The organism is Candidatus Cryosericum terrychapinii (assembly GCF_003570925.1).
Classification (GTDB): Bacteria; Caldisericota; Caldisericia; order Cryosericales; family Cryosericaceae; genus Cryosericum; species Cryosericum terrychapinii.
Map to the genome: position 1 here is coordinate 1 of NZ_QXIS01000016.1, position 20,808 is coordinate 20,808.

Genomic DNA, 20,808 nt, shown 5'->3' on the forward strand with positions numbered 1-20,808 from the left:
GCCCCTCCCGGCTACGTAGGATACGAAGAGGGCGGGCAATTGACCGAGGCCGTGAGGCGCCGCCCATTCAGCATTGTCCTGTTCGACGAGATCGAGAAAGCCCATCCAGACGTCTTCGATATTCTGCTTCAGATCATGGACGATGGACGTCTGACCGACTCGAGTGGAAGGACGATCGATTTCCGGAACGCCGTCATTATCATGACGAGCAACATCGGGGGCGGGTTCAATCGGATGGGTGGCCTCGGATTCAAGCTGCCCGGAGAGGGCGGTGAGGCAGAAGCCCACACTGCATCCATGATGGACGAACTCAAGCACAGTTTCAAGCCGGAATTCCTGAACCGGGTCGACGAGATCGTCGTGTTCAACCAATTGACGGTCGAGGACATCGAGAAGATCGTAGCGATCCTGCTGAAGAGAGTAACCAGGGAGATCGAGGAGGAGGACATGCACCTCCAGTTCAGCCTCGAGCTGGTGTCGTATCTTGCACGCAAGGGTTTTAATCCCGAGTATGGTGCCCGGCCGCTGCTGAGGTTGATCCAGCATGAAGTGGAAAACGAGCTGTCATATCGGATCCTGGAGGGTGAGTTCAAGCACGGCGATACCATCGTCGTGACGAGCGATGGCGAGAAGGTGGTCTTCGAGTCAGCACTGAGAGAGGCTGCGCCAGCAGAATAGGCTGGAGTCATGGATCCGAAAAGCATACGCAACTTCTGTATCATTGCCCATATTGATCACGGCAAGTCCACGCTTGCCGACCGTTTTCTTGAGCGAGCCGGCTTCATTCTGAAAAACAAGGGTGACCAGGTCCTGGATCAGATGGACATCGAGAAGGAACGCGGCATCACGATCAAGGCACATCCCATCCGCCTGACGTATACCGGACGAGACGGTTCGCCGGTGGTGTTCAATCTGATTGATACGCCCGGCCACGTCGATTTTACCTACGAAGTCTCGCGCAGCATAGCCGCCTGCGAAGGAGCTGTGCTTGTCGTGGACGCGACGCAGGGTGTCGAGGCGCAGACTGTTGCCAATACCTACCTCGCGCTGAATCACAACCTCACGATCATCACTGCCGTCAACAAGATCGATCTGCCAAATGCCGACGTGGATGAGACGAAACGGGAGATCGAGGAGATCATCGGACTCGATGCCTCGGACGCGTCACTTGTCAGCGCAAAGACAGGGCTCGGAGTGGACGAGCTGCTTCGCGTCATCGAGGACAAGGTTCCGAGTCCTTCCGGCGACGCCGACGCCCCGCTCAAATGTCTCGTGTTCGACTCACACTTTGATACTTACAAGGGCGTAGTTGTTCACATCAGGGTTTTCGAAGGGACCATCGAGAAGGGAGACCGTATCCAGTTCATGGCCACTGGCACCGAGTTCGATGTCGTCGAGGTAGGGTACTTCGAGCTGACGCCTGTCGTGACGGATGCCTTGACAGTTGGGGACGTCGGCTACTTCGCTGCGGTGATCCGGGTTCCTGCCGAGGTTCATATCGGGGACACCGTGACGAGCGCAGCCCGGCCGACTGCAGAGCCCGTACCGGGGTACAGGCCGGTGCTTCCAATGGTTTTTGCGGGACTCTACCCTATTGATGCCAACGACTATGAGGGGCTCAAGTCATCACTGCAGCGTCTACAACTGAATGATGCTTCTCTCACATTTGAACCTGAATCGTCGGGGGCCTTGGGTTTTGGGTTCCGGTGCGGGTTTTCCGGACTCCTGCACCTTGAGGTTATTACGGAGCGCCTCCGCCGCGAGTACAACCAGGACATCATCGTCACCGTTCCGAATGTGCGATACCGAGTTATCAAGCGCAATACCGGAGAGGAAGTCCTTGCCGACAGTCCTTCGAAGTTTCCCCCGCTGGGAGAAATCGAACGCATCGAGGAGCCCTTCGTCAAAGCCGAGATTGTGGTGCCGCATGAAGCGATCGGAGACGTCATGGAACTCACCAACAAGCGCAGGGGCATCTATATCAACATGTCCTACCCCGAGAGCCGGCGGGCGGTCCTGGAATATGAGCTCCCGTTGTCAGAAATTATCACGGATTTCTTCGATCGACTGAAATCGATCACGAAGGGGTACGGAACGCTTGACTATGTGCTGGCAGGGTATCGCAAGGAACGGCTCGCCAAGGTCGATGTCCTGGTCAACGGAACGCCCGTCGACGCACTCTCGTTCATCGCCCACGAAGATGAAGTCCAGCACATCGCAAGGTCGATGCTACAGCGGCTGCGCAAGTATGTTCCCCGGCAGATGTACGAAGTTGCGTTACAAGCCGCAATCGGTGGGAAGATTGTAGCGCGCGAGAACATCGTCCAGTTGCGCAAGGACGTCTTGGCCAAGTGTTATGGTGGAGACGTCACACGAAAACGGAAGCTTCTGGAGAAACAGAAAGAGGGCAAGAAGAAGATGAAGCAGATCGGCAAGGTGAGCATTCCCCAGGAGGCGTTTCTCTCCATTCTCAAGCGTGAGTCGGACGACTAGACCGGTCGGCGTCTATTTCCACATTCCCTTCTGTCGCAGAAGATGCAACTACTGTGACTTCCTGTCGACTGGAGGGGCAACGGGTGTTCCCAACGAGTATATGGAGGCGTTGCTTTCCGAGTGGGGCTTGTGGACAGAGACATTACGCCGACAGGACCTCGCTGTGCAGTCCATCTATGTGGGCGGTGGTACACCTTCCCTGTTGGAGCCTCTGCAACTTCGGCGGCTGATCGACGGGGTGAGGTCTGCGGTGCCGGCAATGCTGGATTGCGAGATCACCATGGAAAGCAATCCGGACAGCCTTGATGTCTCGAAAATCCGGGCGTACGCCGACGCAGGTATCAACCGCTTGAGTGTTGGAGTCCAGAGCTTCAGCGATTGCTCGCTGAAGAGACTGGGACGCCTGCATGATTCGGCAGGGGCTGAACGCGTACTTCGGAAGGCACGGGAGGCGGGGATCCACAACCTGTCTCTGGATCTCATGTATGGACTTCCCGGCTCTCTGCCTGGTGAAGAGGTTGCTTCGCTGAGACACGCTGTCGAGCTTTCTCCGGAGCACATCTCCTGGTACAACCTGACCCTGGCTGCCGGTACCCCGTTGGCCACGTCCATCGCGGAAGGCCGCGAAGTCATGCCAGACGACGACACGGTTCTGGCAACGATGCGGGAAGGATGGAGCCTGCTTGTGGAAAGTGGATTTGAGCACTACGAGATCTCCAATTTCGCCCGCTCCGGTTTTGTTTCGCACCACAATCTCGGCTACTGGCTGTTCACCGACTACGTCGGTCTCGGCTTGGGAGCATCTGGATTCATGTCAGGCAGAAGATGGACGAATGTCAGTGACATGGCAATGTACCTCGCGGCCGTTCTGAACGGCAGGCTTCCCGTCGATAGCGAAGAACGGCTCGAGGGTCGTTCTCGGGAAGGCGAGTATGCGATGCTGCGTATGCGCTTGCCCGGTGCCGGCCTCGATTTCGCGACCTTCAGCGAGCTGTTTCGAGACGACGCGCGGGTCGTCTTTCGTGACACTCTTGCCCGGCTCGTGGGCGATGGACTCATCAGCGTCCTGAAGGACAGGGCAGTATGTACACAGAAGGGCCTCGAACTGAACAATCTCGTGGCCGAGGCATTCATCTGAGGACATCAAAAGCCCCGGCCTTTATGGCCGGGGACGGTCGTGACAAGCGTTCCCCGTTAGTGAGAAACGTTGAACCGGAAGTGGGTGATCTCCTTGTTTTTCACGACGTAACTCTCGCCCTCTATACGCAGCAGTCCCTTCTCCTTGGCAACCTTGAAGGAGTTTCCGGCTTTACGGAAGTCATCCAGCGAGATGACTTCGGCTGCAATGAATCCACGCGCGATATCCGTGTGGATCTTCCCTGCAGCACCTCGGGCACGGGTGCCGGCCTCAATGACCCAGGCTTTGCACTCGTCTTCTCCCGCCGTGTAGAACGTCTCGAGTTTGAGTAGCTGATACGCTCTGCCGACAAACGTGTCGATAACCGATCCGGAAAGACCAAATTCCTGGAGGAACTCGAGTTGTTCAGCAGCAGGTAGTTCGGCGATCTCGCGTTCCAGTTTTGCATCCAGCACCATGACCGTTGCGTCCAACTGGTCTGCAGCAGCCGTGAGGGTCGCCTCGAGGTTTCTGGCCGCGGTTTCGTCCGTCATCGTGATATTGATGACATACATCACCGGCTTCAGCGTGATGAACGCGTAGGAAGTGAGTAAGCTCTTGTCTTCATCGGACAGACCGAGACTACGCAGTCCCTTTCCTCCCGAAAGGCATGACTGGGCACCCGAGAGGAGGTCCCGCTCCCGTTCGAGCAGAGGCGTCATTTTCTCCTTCTTCATACGCTCCAGCCGGTGTTCCACGATTTCCAGATCTACCAGGGCAAGGTCCAATTCGAAATTCTCTATCTGATCCCTGATGGTTGTGGCAGAAGGCACCTGCGTGAATGCGTCAAATACCTCAACCAGCGCCTCGACGTTCTTCACGTCTTTCAACAGTTCATTGCGTCGTGAAGCGTTTTCCTGGCCCGACGGTATACCTGGGACATCAGCAAACTCAACGCTGGCGGGCGTCGTCTTCTTGGGCTTGAAGACGTCGGCCAGATAGTCCAAGTCAGTGTCGGCGACGCCGACGGCCGCGAGGTTCGTCTTGGACTGTGATGCCTGCGTGGTTCCTCTGGTCAGTGCTCCGAACAGCGTGGTCTTGCCCGTTTGAGGCAGACCGATTATTCCAATCTTCATTGGCAACTCCTTCTCATGTGGTCGTTCATGCTTGCAGACTCTTCTTTAGTATACTTGCGTCATAAACGTGTTGCAAGGATCGGGAGGCAACGGGCTTCGTGGAACAGCGGGAACCTGGTCAGGACGGGCTGTCGGCTTATTCCTCCAGCAACCGCCGATTGACATGGTGAGGCTGACATTATACACTGTCGTCTCGGGAGACAACCTATCAGATGAAGATCAAGACGGTACGTGGAGCGCTGCGCGCTGTGCAGCGCAAGATACTCGCTAGTCACAGGGAGACGGTGACGTACTCCAGTGAACTCGACAAGACCTATGGGCTGCTTGCGACGGACAAGGCATGGTACATCACGCGTCTGCTCCGTAGTGAGGATTATGTCGACTTCGGGGGGCTTTTCCCCGAGCTGGCGAAGCAGATTGGGTGGACACGAGGCGTAAGACTCGCCAGACAGGGCCTTTCTGCCGCTATCGGTGCTACTCGGAAGCTGCCGATACACGGCACGGCGTCGAGCATCCTGGTGTTTGTGGACGAACATGGAAGATGCCTGCAGATCGGTCCTGCGACGTTGATGGGGTTCTGTGAGTACATGGGACTCACGACCGGCCGCGGCAACAGCTGGTATGCCTTTCCGACGATCATCCTGAGCCCCGTGTTTGGCAGCGAGCGTGACACAGAGGAGCGGGCTGCACTGCAGCGAGCGTCTCTTATCTCCCAGGTCAACAGTACCGAAGCCGATGAGGACACGCGCAAAGAGTACTTCGTCGATGCCGTCGTCCAACTTGGCCAGCCGGATACTCAGGCAGTGCTGGACTCGTCTGTCTCTGCAGGGGTTCCGACAACCTCGTTCGACCAGTTCGATTTCGCGGGCGACGGCGCCGTGCTTGCCGTCCTGAGCGAGATCAATCGAAACCTGACTCGCATACGCGAGTTGCTGGAGAAGACCTCATCAAAGTGAGTACCGGTCGGGCGCGGCACCTGACCGTCGCTGTGACCGCTGTCGTCTCTGGAGCATTGCTCCTGTCGATGCGATCGTCTGCCCCGATGAACCTTGTGGCGCGTCGGACGGTTCAGGCGACGTCACTGAATGCCGTGCAGATCGCAACCGACGCAGGTATTGTTCTTGGTCCGGGAGCAGGCGTAGTAGTCCAGGACGTGTGCGTCGGCATCGAATTGCTGACGCACCGTCAGCAGATGATCCGAGTGTTGCGGGATGGGCCATCATGGGATGTGTCGCGAGCAGTTGGCCCAGTGAGACTTGTCCAGGTGAGCCAGAGAACGGTCACGGTACGGGAACGGGTTCCGTATGACCTCCGGTATGTGCCCGAGCAGTCGGCAGCCAGAGGACAGGTGGTCGTGTGGAAGCCCGGCACGGGTGGCGTGCGCCAGCGCGTATTCCGTCTTCTCTACGAGAATGGCGCACTGGTATCGCGGGCCCTCGTTTCCGACTCCTTGGTCGCGCCGCCCGCCGGTGACGCATTGGCTGTCGGGAAGTCCGTCTATCGCGGTGGAGCGACGAACGAGTTCTTCATGGAGGCCACCGCCTATTCGCCGACGGTTCAGGAGACGGATGGCAATCCGTGGATGACGGCCTCGGGGATGAAGTCTGGACGCGGCGTGGTGGCAGTCGACCCGAAGGTCATACCGCTTGGCAGCAAGCTCTATGTCGAAGGCTACGGGTACGCCATAGCCGGCGACACGGGCGGGGCCATCAAGGGCAATCGGATCGACGTGTTCTTCTACTCGTCTGACGAAATGGCGAAGTGGGGAAGGCGCTGGGCCCGTGTGTTCGTTCTGGAATGACGAGTAGGAAGTCCACAATATGAACACACTCACCCCAACTGCGCTTCGCGACTTGCTGAACCGGACGGGTGTTGTCTTGTCCAAACGCCTCGGACAGAACTTCCTGGTCGACGGCAACGTTCTTGCCTCCATGGCTTCACTATTCCCTTCAGATGAGAACGTGGTGTTCGTCGAGGTAGGTGCGGGGGCGCTTGCTCTGACCGGGATTCTTGCTGAGCGTGGCAAACGCGTGGTTGCCTACGAGATTGACCAGCGTCTTCGCAAGGTCCATGACGCCCTTCTGGCCGATGACCCTCTCCGGACACGCATCGAATTGAGGTACGAGGATGCCTTGGAAGCGGACTGGTGTGCTCTGGGACATGAGGGCGAGATCCTGGTGCTTATGGGGAATCTCCCCTATCTTCGGTCCTCCGAGACTGTCCTGAAGCTCATTCGAACCGATTGTATCCGGCAAGCCTGCCTGCTGTTCCAGCGGGAGTTCGCAACCCGTCTTGCCGCTCATTCCGGGAACGGTGACTACAGTTCGCTGTCTGTTGTGGCCCAGACATTCTTCGATATCAAGCGGCTGCTCGACCTTTCGCCTGACGTGTTTTTCCCGCGTCCTGAGGTCAGTTCGACCCTCCTGGGATTTCTCAGACGTCCAAGCGGGTTGGAGGACGCCGAAGTCGCGCCATTCATGCGATTTGTTCAGCAGTCATTCCTGCACAGGCGCAAGAAACTGGCTGACTTCTTTCGCCGACTTGGTGTCCCGCTTACAGGTGAGTTCGCCGAGATATCTCAGCTTCGGCCGGAGGTCCTCACCCCCTCGGAGTTCATCAACTTGTTTCGGGCGGTCTCCCAGGTGACTCGGGTCTGATCGAGGGCATCCAAAACGCCCGTCGTGTTGCCTTTTCCCTCATCGGGAGTAGAATTTCTCGGCAGACCAAGTCATCTCATTTCGGGAGGTATGCGATCATGAAGATTCAGAACGATGCACGTTATGCGAAGTCGGACGAGTGGGTACGCGTCGAGGGTGGCGTTGCAGTCGTTGGAGTCTCTGACTACGCCCAGGGCAAGCTGGGGGATGTCGTGTTCGTCGGTGACATCTCTGTCGGCTCGACGTTGAAGGCAGGAGACCTCCTGACCTCTGTGGAATCGGTCAAGGCTGCCTCAGACGTCTATACGCCCGTGTCGGGCAAGGTTCTCGAAGTCAACCACGAAGTCACCGCGAAGCCTGAACTTCTCAATAGTGATGCGTTTGGAGCTGGCTGGCTGGCGAAGATCGAGCTTTCGAACCCGGATGAGCTGAATGGTCTGATGAGTGCTACTGACTATGCAGAGTACAGGAAGGAATAGGTTCTCGTTCATTCCGGCGACAGGTGATGAGCAGCAGGCGATGCTGCAGAAGATCGGCCTACAGTTTGACGACATCGTCAAGTGTTTTGCCGGCAACTCCTGCGTCGAAGGTGGTCTCGACCTCCCTGACGGATTGACGGAGGATCAGATGGTCGACTACTGGGACACTATGATGTCCCAGAACTCGGGCCCCAGGAAGGCCTCTCTTCTGGGCGCCGGGGCGTACATGCATTTCATACCGGCTGTTGTTCCACACCTTGCGTCCCTCCCGGGTTTCGTCACGGCGTATACGCCATATCAGCCCGAGATAAGCCAGGGGACGCTACAGTCCCTGTTCGAGTTCCAATCGTTCATGGTGGAACTCACCGATATGGAATTGGCCAACTGCTCGATGTACGATGGCGCCTCATCGACCGCTGAAGCCATGTTGATGGCTCATCGTGTCAAAAAGGCCGACCGGGTGCTCGTAGCCGCAACGGTGAACCCCGACTATCTGGCAACGGTCCGGACCTACCTGGAACCGCATGGGATTGCCGTCGATGTCGTCAAAATGAATGGCGACGGACGCGTATCCATGGAAGACCTGGAGTCAAAACTGTCTGTCACTGCATGCAGCGCAGTTCTCGTCCAGAGTCCAAACTACCTGGGCATTATCGAAGATCTTGGTGCCATCGGAACGATCGTCCACAGGCACGATGCCCTGTTTGTCGAATCCTTCACCGAAGCGATGGCTCTGGGACTGCTCAAGTATGGTGTTGGCACCGGAGCGGACGTGGTCGTCGGCGACGGGCAGTCGCTTGGTCTCTCGATGTCATTTGGCGGGCCGCATCTTGGCGTCTTTGCCACCCTGAAGAAGTATAACCGTGACTTTCCCGGTCGAATCGTCGGTGAGTCCATCGACACCAAGGGTCGCCAGGCATTTGTCATGACGTTGAGAGCTCGCGAACAGGACATTCGACGCGAGAAGGCGACGTCTAATATCTGCTCGAACCATGCGCTCAACGCCCTGACGGCTGCCGTGTACCTTGGCAGCGTGGGCGAGTCGGGATTCAGAGCACTTGCCTGTGAGAACGTTGCGAAGCTGCAGAAGCTGGTCAGCGGACTTGAGGCCACCGGGCATTTCACCCGTGTTTTCAAGCAGAGTCCGGTGTTCAATGAAGCAGTCCTTGCCAGTTCGATCCCTCCCGAAGACATGCGCTCCCGACTGGCGGGTGTGCCCGTGTTTCCACCGCTCGCTCTCGCCCGTGGCATTGCCCCGGAAGTCCAGGGAATGCCTCATACGTACCTGATCTGCGCGACCGAGATGCTCAAGGACAGTATTCTTAAGCAGGTTCTCGGCGCATTGAGCTGAGGTGGTCGAAGATGACTCTATTTGAGAAGAGCGTGGCAGGCCGGTCAGCATTCTCGTTTGGGTTCGAGGAGGACAGGGCTGTAGCCGAAAGATATATTCCTGAGTTTGCGCGCGCTGCGGTGAAATCGCTGCCACAGGTCGCAGAACTTGACCTGGTGCGCCATTTCACGAATCTGGCGACGATGAACTACAGCGTCGACACCGGCTTCTACCCGCTGGGGTCGTGCACAATGAAGTACAACCCCAAAATCAACGAGCGAATGGCTGCTGATCCAAGGCTGACTGCGCGTCACCCGCTGGATGATGCGGCAGGCAACCAGGGTATCCTGCAGATGGAGTTCGAGCTGAAGGAGTCTCTGCAGGAGATCACCGGTATGGACGACTTCACACTGCAGCCCGCATGTGGGGCGCATGGGGAGCTGACGGGCATGCTCATTATCCATGCCTACATGCGTGACCACGATGCCAAGCGGACGAAAGTGCTGATCCCTGATTCTGCCCACGGGACAAATCCTGCGTCAGCGTCGATGGCCGGATTCCAGGTCGTGACCGTTCCCTCCAACGAGCGAGGCGGAGTCGATATGGATGCACTGGACAAGCTCATGGATGATACGGTGGCGGCAATCATGCTGACCAACCCGAACACTGTGGGATTGTTCGAGGAGAACATCACGCGGATCGCCGAACTCGTGCATGCTCGCGGAGGTCTTCTGTACTACGACGGGGCAAACCTTAATGCCCTGATGGGTCTTATCCGTCCAGGTGATCTGGGGTTTGATGTGGTTCATCTGAACCTTCACAAGACATTCGCCACTCCACATGGTGGTGGAGGTCCGGGCGCTGCTCCTGTTGGTGTCAAGAAGTTCCTGGCCGACTACCTGCCGATCCCCGTTGTCGTGTGCAGAGGCGGTCAGTACGCTCTGGATGAAAACAGGCCGCACACGATCGGCCGTATGTCCGGATTCTATGGCAATACCGCCGTACTAGCCCGCGCCTATGTGTACATCAAGATGATGGGCCGGGATGGTCTTTTGGCGACAAGCCGGGCGGCAGTCATCAACGCGAACTATGTCAAGGCATTACTGAGCCCGTATTTCCCGCCTGCCTACGACAGACCCGTCATGCACGAAACGGTTTTGAGTGCAAAGGGCTACGACAAGTATGGCGTGACGTTGCTCGACATCGCCAAACGATTGATGGACTATGGGTATCATCCCCCGACGATCTACTTCCCTCACTTCCCGCCATATGCAGAAGAGGTCATGATGGTCGAGCCGACCGAGAGCGAGAGCAAGGAGACGATGGATTCGTTCTGCGACGCTCTCATCAAGATCAGTCAGGAGGCGAAAGAGAATCCAGACCTCCTGCTGTCTGCTCCGCATGATACGGTAGTGACCCGCGTCAATGAGACGTATGCAGCTCGTCATCTGATCACGAGTCATCGTGACAAGAAAGGAACCTGACTGAGTGCTGAACCTACGTGAGACAATAGACCGGCAGGTCAGCCTCGCGCTCAGGGACCTCCTCTCTGCGGAGGAGGCCCCTCTTGCATGTTGCTCGCTGTCCCGCCCCGGCTTTCTCGACTACACGCTTTCGCTTCCCATGAAACTGGCCAGGACACGACACAGGGCGCCCGTCGCTATTGCACAGGACTTGCAACCTGCTGTCGCAGTTATAGCCTGTGCCGGACTCGCCGAGGCGGTCGCCCCCGGGTATATCAACATCCGGCTCTCGGATTCGTTTGTGGCCGATCAGTTGAGTTCCATGCTCGGCACAGAGCCCGTTGTGCTGCTCCAGAAGGAAGCGAATGGCCAGAAGATCGAGGTAGAATTCGTGAGTGCCAACCCGACCGGGCCCCTGCATGTAGGTAACGGCCGTGGAGCAGCGCTCGGATCGGTTCTTGCCACGCTTCTGGAGACCCAGGGATATCGGGTGGATCGTGAGTATTACGTCAACGACTATGGGTCGAAGATGAAGCTCTTCACGGAGTCGATTGCGCACTACGTTTTTCCGATGCTTGGGTTGGAACATCCTATGCCCGATGAAGGTTACCATGGGGCTTATGTGCCGGATCTGGCGCAAGCCATCTATGATCGCAAAGGGTCGGAGTTGCTTTCCCTGCTTGAAGAGCAGCGCCTTGCTGTTATAGGAGAGGACGGGAAAGAGCTTGTGCTGGCATCGATTCGTCAGGCCCTGGAAGAAATGGGTGTTTCGTTCGACACCTGGTTCTCAGAGCGGTATCTCATCGAGAACGGATGGAACGATCGCGTTCTTCAGCAGTTCCGGGATCGAGGTGTCGTGTATGAGAAGGATGATGCCGTCTGGCTGCGCTCGACCGATTTTGGTGACGACAAGGACCGAGTACTCGTACGGCGTGATGGAGAGCCGACCTACACACTCACCGACGCGGCCTACCACTTCAACAAGTTCCAGCGCGGATATGTGAAGAGCATCGATGTCTTTGGTGCGGATCATATAGGTCATATCGTACCCATGCAGGCTCTCATGAAGAGTCTTGGACTTCCAGATGATTTCCTGGAGGTCATCATCTACCAGATCGTACACTTCCTGCGCGGTGGACAGCATGTCGTCCTCTCTAAACAGACAGGCGAAATCATCGAGCTGGCTGACCTCGTACGCGAGGTGGGCAAGGATCAGGCACGCGTTTTCTTCCTCCTTTCGTCGGCTGACTCTGAGCTGGAGTTCGACCTTGAGGTTGCCAAGGAGAAATCATTCGACAACCCGGCATATTATCTCAAATACACATATGCCAGGCTCTGCAGCGTGGAACGTCAGGCACGTGGCACCGGGGCTGTTGTTCCTTCCACGGCAAGCCCGGCTGACGTTTCACGACTGAAGACTCCTGAGGACCGTGAATTGCTGAAGTGCCTGCTAAAAGCGCAGGATGAGGTCGATGACGCCGCAAGGACGAGGCAGCCCCATCGGATCTTGTATCTTGCAAGTGAGCTTGCCAAGTCGGTCAACGCATTCTATCAGAAAGAAAAGGTCATCCAGGAAGACACAGGTCTGGCACAGGCCCGCATGCTGCTCGTGCTGGTCTCGCAGCGTCTCCTGCAGGCGTATGCCCATGTTCTGGGCGTTACTCTCCCCGAATCAATGTAAATGAGCTCCCTGCATCTGTGCGGTGAGCACAAAGTGAGGTATGCATGAAGAACATCCGTAGACTGCGGCTTGAAGCGTTCATACGGCGTAGCGTCGAGGGTCAGCTGGTCATGATGGACGACCCCGACCTTCGACTCCTGACCGTGACTCGCATTGACCTGTCGAATGATACACGGCTGGCGAAGGTGTACGTTTCGAGTCTGTCGAGCGACGAGAGCGGCCAGAAGGCTCTCATGGCAGCCCTGTCCAGGGCATCGGGCAAGTTCCAGCAGAGGCTGGCGGCTGACGTCTCGATGCGCTTCACGCCCCTCCTTTCGTTTCATTTCGACCAAGGGTTTGTGAAGGGCACTCAGGTTGTCGAACTGCTCACTGAGCTCGAGAAGAACGAAAAGAAGGATCCCGCGGATTCATGAGAGGAGTCGGTCTTGACACGATTGCATCGAGGATTCGCGATGCGAGTGATGTCTTCCTTTTCACCCACGAGTTTGCCGATGGCGATGCTCTGGGCTCTATGGTGGCGCTTACGCTGTATCTGGAGGCAATGGGCAAGAGCGTTCATGCGTTTGTCCCTGGCAAAGTCCAGAGTGTCTATCAATTTCTGGCAACGGACGAACTGCTGAACACCATGTCCGCTGGCCAAGCTACGGCTCGCATCGATGCCGCAGATGTGACGTGTCTCAGCGTAGACGCGGCCGATGTCGATCGTCTGGGTGAGTGGAAATCCTTGTTTCTCTCCGGCGTGGAACGTCTGGTGATTGACCACCACGATACGAATGCAGGCTTTGGCGAGGTGTTTGCTGTGGACGGTTCGGCCAGTTCGTGCTGCGAGATTCTCTTCGAGCTGTTCAACTTGATTGATCCCCGGCTGATCGACGCCAGGATCGCTTCCGCTCTCTATACCGGTCTGATTGCGGACACCGGATCATTCCAATACGCCAATACCAAGGCTCTCTCCCTGGTGCATGGAGCTCAACTCATCGAACTGGGCGCGTCGCCCGATGAGATCTCCCGTAGCATCTACGAATCCAAGCCATACGGAAGCCTGAGGCTCATGGCTGCTTCTGTAGCAGCTTCGCGCCTTATGTACGGGGGGCAGGTGGTCGTATCCTACGTGACACGGAACATGCTTGCGGACTCAGGCGCGCTGGATGAGGACACGGAAGGCATCACAGACGAATTGCGGTGCATTGTCGGAACAAAGGCGGTCGTGCTGTTCAAAGAGGCATCAGATGGATCGGTCAAGGTAAGCCTCCGCGGGAAGTATGGGTTTGATGTCAAACGCATAGCAACCACGTTTGGTGGCGGAGGTCACCTGCTCGCCGCCGGTTGCACCATCAGGAGCGAGCTCGGCGAAGCCGAAGTGCGTATCCTCGCCGAGCTGGACAGATACCTGGGGCCTTCTAGAATTTGAAACTCCTGCTTATGTCGTAGACGACCGGCAGGTGGTACATGGTATCGCCGGTGAGCATCTTGATGATTGCGAGCGCAGAAATCAGCCCTGGCAGGAACCAGAACCAGCCAGCCACGAACCTGATCAGTGGGATGCGGCCCAAGACTGCGAGAATGACTTCCAGAACCAGCACAACGAGTCCTTGCGCCAGATGCAGGCGGAAGAACTCGTTCTTCTTATTGGCAAGAAGCGGGATGATCCAGAGGATGCCCAGATAGCATAGTATCCCAAAGACTAGATCGTTGTTGAGAGTTCCATTCGTCTGTTGCTCCACGGTCGTCCACCTCCACACTAGGATATCAGCATGGTAGGTGATGCCGATGCTGTGTCAAGGGCTTGTGGCGTTGATGAGCGCTGATGTCGGGCAGGGATTCAGATATTCCTGGATACCGCACGCATGGCAACCTGTCTCACGGCATGTCGAGAGACGCTTGCTCTTCTCTGCGGACAGGTATTCCTCGCGGAGGAAGTCTGTCGAGACTCCTGAATCGATGACCTGCCAAGGTAGCTCGTCGTGCAGAGGAATACTGCGATACAGGAAGTCGGCGGCGTCGAGGCCTGAAGCGGCAATTGCTAGCTGCCAAACGTCGAACTTGAAATACTCGCGCCACGCATCGAATTTGGCTCCGTTTTTCCAGGCTGTCTCGATGACATTGCATACTCTGCGATCGCCACGACTGAGAAATCCCTCGAGGAACGAGATGCGTGGATCACCAAACTCGACATGGAGCTTGCCCTTGAGGGCCCTAAAGCCTTTGCGGAGGTGATCGATCTTGGCGTCGTAAGACTCGGGCGTATCCTGGGCGCACCATTGAAAAGGAGTATCGGGGCGAGGCACGAACGGGTTGATACTGAGATTGATGGCGATGTCCCTGCGAAAACCTTTGCCAAAAGTGTAGATGCGGCTCACCAGGTCGACCATGGCATCGAGATCCTGTTCCGTCTCGGTGGGAAGGCCGAACATGAAGTAGAACTTGACGAGATGCCAGCCTTTCCCAAAGACGGTCCGCAGTGTTTCAAAGATCGATTCTTCGGTGATGTTCTTGTTGATGACATCGCGGAGGCGCTGGCTGCCGGCTTCGATGGCAAACGTCAACGAGCCTTCGCGTGTCTGCTTGATCTCGTCTGCGAGATAGCCGGGGAAGTTCTCCATGCGGAGTGACGGGAACGAAATGGCTACCTTGTGCTTTTCTCTGTACGCGCGCACGAGCCGGACCAGCCCGGGCAGGTCACTGTAGTCGGTGCTGCTCAGAGACAGCAATCCAACTTCTTCGTAGCCGGTGTTGGCGACGAGTTGCTCGAGCTGCTTCTGGATGGATGCCAGCGATCGCTCTCGGGTGGGGCGATATGAAATGCCGGCTTCGCAGAAGCGACAGCCTCGCACACACCCACGGAACAGTTCGATGACACCCCGGTCATGGACGAGTTCGCGATACGGGACAATCGGGGCGACAGGAGCAAATGCATCGTCGAGACTCTCGACAACTCGCTTGTGTACGGTCGCGGGGAGTTCCGATGAGATAGGTTCGGCGACAACGTACGGCGCTTCGTTGAGGGCAGGACGTGTCTTGTATAGGGATGGGACATAAACGCCCTCGACGTCGCGCGCCAATGTCTCCAGCGCATCGTGATGGCCTACTCCGGCGGCGCGCGACGCGGCAAGGTTCCGCACAATTTCTGGAAAGAGGTCTTCGCCATCGCCGATACCGAATGCGTCCACGAAGGCAGACATGGGTTCGGGGTTGAACGTGCAACTACCACCTGCAATGACTATCGGCCACTCGCTCCGGTCCTCGGACCGCACGGGGAGCTTGGCCAGGTCAAGCATGTTGAGCAGGTTCGTATAAGTGAGTTCTGTACCGAGACTGAAGGCAATGACGTCGAACGAGCCCAGCGGCTGGCGACTTTCGAGAGAGAACAAGGGAACCCCGTGTTCTCTGAGCCATGCCTCGAGGTCGTGGAACGGGGCGAACACGCGTTCTACAACGACGCTGTCGATGGTGTTGAGTAGGTGATAAAGGATCTGGATGCCGTGAGACGACATGCCGACCTCGTACAGGTCGGGGTAACTGAGCGCGACACGAAAACGACCCTCCCAGTCCTTATGGATGGCATTGAGCTCGTTCCCTGCGTACCGTGAAGGGCCTTCGAAACGTTCGAGAGAGTGCATGTCCATGTTAGAACCTCAGTTCGTCGCGGATACGGTAGACGCTGACGACGATGGAAGCGGCCACAACCTGCGTGAGCAGAGACGATCCGCCATAGCTGATAAACGGCAGAGGGATACCGGTGACGGGCGAGAGGCCGATGGACATGCCCATGTTTACGGCAGCTTGCAGAAACCACATGGCCCCTATGCCCACGACGATATATCGGGCAAAGTCGTCGGTCAGCGATCGAAAGACAAGGAACGTTGACCAGAGGAGCATGATGAAGAGAAGAACCAGCAGCGCACTGCCGGCAAACCCGAACAGCTCTCCGACGAGAGAAAAAACGAAGTCGGCGTACTGTACAGGAACAAACGAGAGAGTGGCCTGTGTGCTTCCTTTGATGCCACGTCCCCACATGCCGCCGGATCCAGTGGCTACGATGGACTGGATGACGTTGTAGCCATCGCCGAGTGGGTCTGCCTGTGGATTCAGGAACGTCTCGATCCGCGTACGCTGATATGGCCTGAGGCTGAGCCACGCCCCCCCTGCGGCAAGTGCCACGACCAGCCCCAGAACAAGCAGTTGACGGCCGGTGAGCCGGAAATGAACCAGCATGACGACAGAGATCGCGAGCAGGAGACTCGCGGATCCCAGGTCCGGTTCCTTTTTGACCAGAAGAACAGATGGCACAACAGCGGCCATAACAAGGAGGATTTTCAGGCCTGTGTTGAGCCTTTTCTGGGGCAACGTCAGGATCAACGCAACAACAAAGATAATCACCAGCTTCTGTATCTCACTCGGCTGAAGACCAAATGACCCCACGATGGGGATCCATCGTCGTGAACCGTACATACCGGTCCCGATGAAAAGTACTGCCACTAGTAGCCCTGTCTGTATAACGTAAGCCGGGATCGCGAGATACCGGAAAACCCGGTAGTTCAGGAATTGCAGCATGACTGCAATGGTCAGACTGAGGGCAAGCAGCAGGAGCGTCTTCTGGAAATAGGAGTAGAAACTCCCGAAGTGCCCAAGCGTGTAGCGTTCCGCAAGGCTCGCGACATAAAACGTTGACAAACTGAACCCGATGAGGAGCAGAACGCTTATGAGGAAGAACAGCGGCAGGCGATGTGGCTTCACAGAGCGTCTCTACTTTAGAAAGCGCGTTTCGATGTTCAGTCGGCCCTGGGCAGCACTCGCCACGTAGTAATGACTGCGTATGCCCGCCGGGGCCAGATGAAGGACGGCGCTTGCGTTGCCGACCGAGAGTGAAGCGCCACCGGCGACCTCGAGGCACGTAATGACCGCATCCTGAATTCCCTGGGTGCCGGCCAGGACAGTTCCCCTGATAGCACCGAATACAAAACACGAACGCATCGTCTCGACGCGCGATCCCTCGAGAATAGAGCCGACTACAACGACGTCCTTCGTCGTCTGGATGACTTCGCCTCTGACCAAGTCACGAGCGATGATCAAGGCTGTCTCAGACGGAGGGGTGCTCTTCTTCGATTCCCGTATGCGGTAATTGGTTATGCCGAGGTTGTCGCCCACGAGCTTCCGCAGATCCTTTTCCAGCTTGGCCAGCGTCTTGAGGCCGCATGCCCGGTTCTGAAGGTCGATCTGGAGCTTGAGCTGAGGAAGGATGTGATGCTGGGCGGCTGCCTGGATGAGAAGCACGTGCTCGGCTTCCTTCCACTTTGCCTTGGGGTTGACGAGAGCCAGGATTTCCGTTTGGTTTCCCTTGAACACGACAGTGTTCGTTGGACTAGTTGCTGCCATTTTCCCCTCCGTACAGATCAAAGTATTGCTGTAACATGGTGTGCACGAGTGGAGCCATACTGGTACTGCGCTCGTAGGGCGAGTTCTCGAACATGAGAAGGACCGCGACCTGGGGGTTGTCCATCGGTGCGAATGCTACCAGCCATGTATGGTACAGATTCGGCGTACCGGTTTCGGCCGTGCCGGTCTTGGCACACATCTCGATGTCCCCGACTAGAATGCGTGCCACTCCGCCGGTCTTCGCAACAAGATTGAGGCCCTTTTTCACGGTCGCCAGCGTGGCATTGCTTATACCGAGCGTGTCCTGAACGACGGGCGTCGTCTGCGTTTCTGCTTTGGTGGCGGGGTCGACCGAAGCCTTCAGGAGGTGCGGGCGCCAAAGGGTTCCATTCATCGCGATCGAACTGTAGATGGAGATGTTGCGTATGGGCGTTTCCAGCACGTATCCCTGGCCGATGCCCATGTTCATCGTATCTCCTTCATACCATGGTTCGTTGTACTTGCCGAGTTTCCATTGCGGTGTCGGGACGAAACCGGTTGTCTCCCCAGGAAGGTCGATGCCGGTGGGCTTGTCGATGCCAAACTTGTGCGCGTAGGTGTCCATCGACTCGATGCCGGTCAGGCGGGCAACGGTGAAGAAGTAGCTGTCGCAGGAGTCGGCATAGGCCTTGTAGATGTCTTCGTTGCCATGACGACTTGGCCAGATCCAGCACTTGAACAGCCGTCCTCCAACCGTCAACCCTCCACCACAGTAAATGATGCTTCGATCGGTTATGGTGCGCGTTTCCAGTCCCGCCGTTCCGGTGACCACCTTGAACGTGCTCGCTGGAGGGAACGAGCCTGCAATTGCCCGGTCGAACAGAGACCCTTTGACGGACCACGTCTTCCAGTCTTCGCTGGAGATCCCGGAGATGAACTTGTTTGGGTCGAACGTGGGTGCACTTGCCAGCGCCAGGAGCTCGCCATTGCGCGGATCCATCATGATCGCTGCGCCCTCGTTGTCTCCGAGAAGTTCCTCGCACGTCTTCTGCAGACGGGCATCGATGGTCAGGATAATACTCTTTCCAGGCGCAGCCGGCTTCTCCTGCAGCGTCTTCACGGCTTTGCCGTTGGCATCCACTTCGATGAGCTTCTGACTCTTCTGGCCGCGCAGCAGCGACTCGTATTGTAGCTCGATGCCGTCCTTACCGATCGTGTCCTTCATGACGTAGCCGTCAGCTCGCAGCTCCTCGAGTTGAATGTCGCTTATTTCACCTGTGTACCCGAGGACATGTGCCGCCATGGTTCCCTGGGGATAGGATCTCTTGGTCGACATGACGAGCTGGATACCAGGCAGGTCTGGTTCCTGTTCTGCAAGCTTCAATGCGACAGATTTGCTGACGTTGCGAGCGACGGTGATGGGCGTAAAAGGACCAACGCCGGCCTTTTTCACGGTGTCCTTGAGACTCTGAAGCTTCGCGCCTGTCAGTTGGGCTACGACACCCAACTCCTGGTCGGAGTTCTTGAGGTCATAGGTCGTCACGACAATGTCGAACGAGGGGACATCGGTTGCGAGAACGATCCCGTTCCTGTCACGGATTTCTCCCCGTGGAGCATCCGTGCTGATGATGCGAAGACGATTGTCTTCGGCGACTCCTGCATAGTAGGTGCCCTTGACGACCTGTAGAAAGTAGAGGCGAGCCATGATGCCCAACAGGATTACCGTGAAGAGGATGGTGACCGCAAGGAATCGCTGGGTTTGGCGAGACTGTTGAAGCTTATCCATGGTTCTGCTCGAGAGGCGAACGCCTCACCAGATAGCGAGACTCCATCAGCCCTATGACGGCTGCCACAACGACATACCACAACAGGGCTGTGAGACCGGGAGCAGCGCGGCCTCTTGTGAACAAGGCGAGAACGAGTGCCGTGACTGCATAGGCGCCCGTGAAGGCTACGCGAGCGAGGCCAGGTGCAAGTTGCTCGATGTAGGGCGAGGCGCCAACGACCAGCAGCAGCAGCAGGGCAGTGGGCAGTCCCTGCGACTGGCTGAAGTACGACAGAAGGAGTACATTGAAAAGTCCGGCGGCAACGCCAAAGGATGTGGGATGACGCACGCTGTAGTAGAAGACAATAGCAACTGCCACGAGGAAGCCAAAGGCTCCCACGCCCGGGGTGTGCAACGCGATGCCGCAGAACAACGCAAACACGAATGCCTCGATGGCCAGAACCCCTGCCAGGACGGCATACTGCTGTTTCGAGCTCATTTCGAGCCCTGCGTCACCAGAAGGTAGCGTGTCGCCCAGACGGCAGCAAATGGGCGCAGGACGAGGCGTGTCGCGGTGCCCGTGGTTAGCGCGTCCACTCTGCCGATTGGGATGTTGGGAGGAAAGGTTGATGAGCTGCTGGACGTGATGACGATATCCCCCGATTGGAACTGGGGCAGTGGGGAGATGTATGACAGATCACAGTACTCTCCGTCGGTACCCTTGACGAGCACGTCCTCCCCGGTGCGACGGTTGATGCCGGAGATGACGCACCTGCTATCCAGCAGTGGGATCACTGTCGCATTGGACTTGAATGCGCCCCGGACTTTGCCATATACATAAACTTGGCCAGTCGAGTCTGCGACAAACACTCCAGCGCCGTCGGCTACCCCGAAGGCCGTTCCGTGATCTATAAACACATCCATGGAGCTCATACCCATTGCCCTTCCCGTCACCTGAGCAAGGACAGTCTTGACCGGCAACTGTTGTTGGACCGCCAACTGCGCTTGCAGCCGTATCAGTTCGTCGTGATCGCCGAGAGCGAGGCGCAGGCGAGCATCGAGATACTGGTTCTCGCTGCGGAGGGTATCGTTCTCAGCGTAGATGCCTCGGGCAAACAGCAGGGATTGACCGTATGCGGCCACGCTGTCAGTTGCTGCTGAGACAGCCCCGCCGAGGGTCCGGGCAACGCGTTGAACCCCACTGAGTGCAAGGCCCCCGAGCGTAACGCCATAGGACGCCAGTCCGATGACGGTCGCCAGCGCAAGGAATAGCGCTATGAATAGCAGGCTAGTGGACCTGCGGGTAGGCTTCCGTACCGGACCGGGCATTCG

20 protein-coding genes are annotated in these 20,808 nt (G+C 57.2%); 12 read left to right on the plus strand and 8 right to left on the minus strand.

Translation table 11 applies throughout. The features are described from left to right. From SMC7_RS02950 to hemW, 3 genes are all read left to right on the plus strand, one after another. Positions 1 to 678 (plus strand): AAA family ATPase (locus tag SMC7_RS02950; RefSeq protein WP_165845092.1); only part of this gene is annotated, 678 nt, incomplete at its 5' end. A 9-nt stretch (positions 679 to 687) separates the two neighbouring features. Then, entirely contained in the window at positions 688 to 2,493 is a 1,806-nt protein-coding gene (lepA, locus tag SMC7_RS02955) for a translation elongation factor 4 (protein WP_119088887.1), read from the plus strand. Beyond that, positions 2,477 to 3,631: a radical SAM family heme chaperone HemW gene (hemW, locus tag SMC7_RS02960; RefSeq protein WP_119088888.1), complete on the plus strand. Its 1,155-nt coding sequence runs from the start codon at positions 2,477 to 2,479 to the stop codon at positions 3,629 to 3,631. Before lepA ends, hemW begins: the two co-directional genes overlap by 17 nt. Before the next feature lie 56 nt (positions 3,632 to 3,687). On the opposite strand, the gene SMC7_RS02965 is transcribed toward hemW, so the two are convergent. After that, positions 3,688 to 4,746 (minus strand): DUF933 domain-containing protein, encoded by a 1,059-nt coding sequence (locus tag SMC7_RS02965; protein ID WP_119088889.1) that lies wholly within the window; start codon positions 4,744 to 4,746, stop codon positions 3,688 to 3,690. Between the two features lie 212 nt (positions 4,747 to 4,958). Here SMC7_RS02965 and SMC7_RS02970 point away from each other — a divergent pair, with 212 nt between their 5' ends. The 9 genes from SMC7_RS02970 (at position 4,959) to SMC7_RS03010 (ending at position 13,767) form a co-directional block, all read left to right on the plus strand. Continuing rightward, positions 4,959 to 5,702, plus strand: a complete 744-nt coding sequence (locus SMC7_RS02970; RefSeq protein WP_119088890.1) for a hypothetical protein — start codon at positions 4,959 to 4,961, stop codon at positions 5,700 to 5,702. Beyond that, on the plus strand, positions 5,699 to 6,547 hold the full coding sequence (locus SMC7_RS07565) for a G5 and 3D domain-containing protein (RefSeq protein ID WP_119088891.1): 849 nt from the start codon (positions 5,699 to 5,701) through the stop codon (positions 6,545 to 6,547). Before SMC7_RS02970 ends, SMC7_RS07565 begins: the two co-directional genes overlap by 4 nt. 19 nt (positions 6,548 to 6,566) lie before the next feature. After that, on the plus strand, positions 6,567 to 7,403 hold the full coding sequence (gene rsmA / locus SMC7_RS02980; RefSeq protein WP_119088892.1) for a 16S rRNA (adenine(1518)-N(6)/adenine(1519)-N(6))-dimethyltransferase RsmA: 837 nt from the start codon (positions 6,567 to 6,569) through the stop codon (positions 7,401 to 7,403). A 98-nt stretch (positions 7,404 to 7,501) separates the two neighbouring features. Then, entirely contained in the window at positions 7,502 to 7,882 is a 381-nt protein-coding gene (gcvH, locus tag SMC7_RS02985) for a glycine cleavage system protein GcvH (protein WP_119088893.1), read from the plus strand. Beyond that, positions 7,860 to 9,233: an aminomethyl-transferring glycine dehydrogenase subunit GcvPA gene (gcvPA, locus tag SMC7_RS02990; RefSeq protein WP_119088894.1), complete on the plus strand. Its 1,374-nt coding sequence runs from the start codon at positions 7,860 to 7,862 to the stop codon at positions 9,231 to 9,233. Before gcvH ends, gcvPA begins: the two co-directional genes overlap by 23 nt. A gap of 11 nt (positions 9,234 to 9,244) precedes the next feature. Beyond that, positions 9,245 to 10,696 carry an aminomethyl-transferring glycine dehydrogenase subunit GcvPB gene (gene gcvPB / locus SMC7_RS02995; RefSeq protein ID WP_119088895.1) on the plus strand — a complete coding sequence of 484 codons (1,452 nt, stop codon included), beginning with the start codon at positions 9,245 to 9,247 and terminating at the stop codon, positions 10,694 to 10,696. A gap of 4 nt (positions 10,697 to 10,700) precedes the next feature. Next, positions 10,701 to 12,356 (plus strand): arginine--tRNA ligase, encoded by a 1,656-nt coding sequence (gene argS / locus SMC7_RS03000; RefSeq protein ID WP_119088896.1) that lies wholly within the window; start codon positions 10,701 to 10,703, stop codon positions 12,354 to 12,356. Between the two features lie 44 nt (positions 12,357 to 12,400). Continuing rightward, complete coding sequence (rbfA, locus tag SMC7_RS03005; RefSeq protein ID WP_119088897.1) at positions 12,401 to 12,769, plus strand: 30S ribosome-binding factor RbfA; 369 nt, start codon at positions 12,401 to 12,403, stop codon at positions 12,767 to 12,769. Then, a complete protein-coding gene (locus tag SMC7_RS03010; RefSeq protein WP_119088898.1) occupies positions 12,766 to 13,767 on the plus strand; it encodes a DHH family phosphoesterase in 1,002 nt (333 codons plus the stop codon). The genes rbfA and SMC7_RS03010 overlap by 4 nt, the downstream gene beginning before the upstream one ends. Here the strand turns inward: SMC7_RS03010 and SMC7_RS03015 are convergent. Genes SMC7_RS03015 through mreC form a run of 7 tightly spaced genes read right to left on the minus strand, consistent with a single transcriptional unit; the run spans position 13,757 to position 20,805 of the window. Further along, positions 13,757 to 14,080 (minus strand): hypothetical protein, encoded by a 324-nt coding sequence (locus tag SMC7_RS03015; protein ID WP_119088899.1) that lies wholly within the window; start codon positions 14,078 to 14,080, stop codon positions 13,757 to 13,759. The genes SMC7_RS03010 and SMC7_RS03015 overlap by 11 nt on opposite strands. A gap of 54 nt (positions 14,081 to 14,134) precedes the next feature. Further along, the gene (locus tag SMC7_RS03020) at positions 14,135 to 15,982 is read right to left on the minus strand and encodes a TIGR03960 family B12-binding radical SAM protein (protein WP_119088900.1); all 1,848 of its coding nucleotides are present in this window, start codon (positions 15,980 to 15,982) and stop codon (positions 14,135 to 14,137) included. Position 15,983: 1 nt separating this feature from the next. Continuing rightward, entirely contained in the window at positions 15,984 to 17,093 is a 1,110-nt protein-coding gene (locus SMC7_RS03025; RefSeq protein ID WP_119088901.1) for an FtsW/RodA/SpoVE family cell cycle protein, read from the minus strand. 9 nt (positions 17,094 to 17,102) lie between these two features. After that, on the minus strand, positions 17,103 to 17,732 hold the full coding sequence (locus SMC7_RS03030) for a septum site-determining protein MinC (protein WP_119088902.1): 630 nt from the start codon (positions 17,730 to 17,732) through the stop codon (positions 17,103 to 17,105). Further along, on the minus strand, positions 17,719 to 19,497 hold the full coding sequence (gene mrdA, locus SMC7_RS03035; protein WP_119088903.1) for a penicillin-binding protein 2: 1,779 nt from the start codon (positions 19,495 to 19,497) through the stop codon (positions 17,719 to 17,721). The genes SMC7_RS03030 and mrdA overlap by 14 nt, the downstream gene beginning before the upstream one ends. Continuing rightward, positions 19,490 to 19,975 carry a hypothetical protein gene (locus tag SMC7_RS03040; protein WP_119088904.1) on the minus strand — a complete coding sequence of 162 codons (486 nt, stop codon included), beginning with the start codon at positions 19,973 to 19,975 and terminating at the stop codon, positions 19,490 to 19,492. The genes mrdA and SMC7_RS03040 overlap by 8 nt, the downstream gene beginning before the upstream one ends. Continuing rightward, positions 19,972 to 20,805, minus strand: coding sequence for a rod shape-determining protein MreC (gene mreC / locus SMC7_RS03045; RefSeq protein WP_119088905.1), 834 nt, complete (start codon positions 20,803 to 20,805; stop codon positions 19,972 to 19,974). Before mreC ends, SMC7_RS03040 begins: the two co-directional genes overlap by 4 nt. Positions 20,806 to 20,808: the final 3 nt, after the last annotated feature.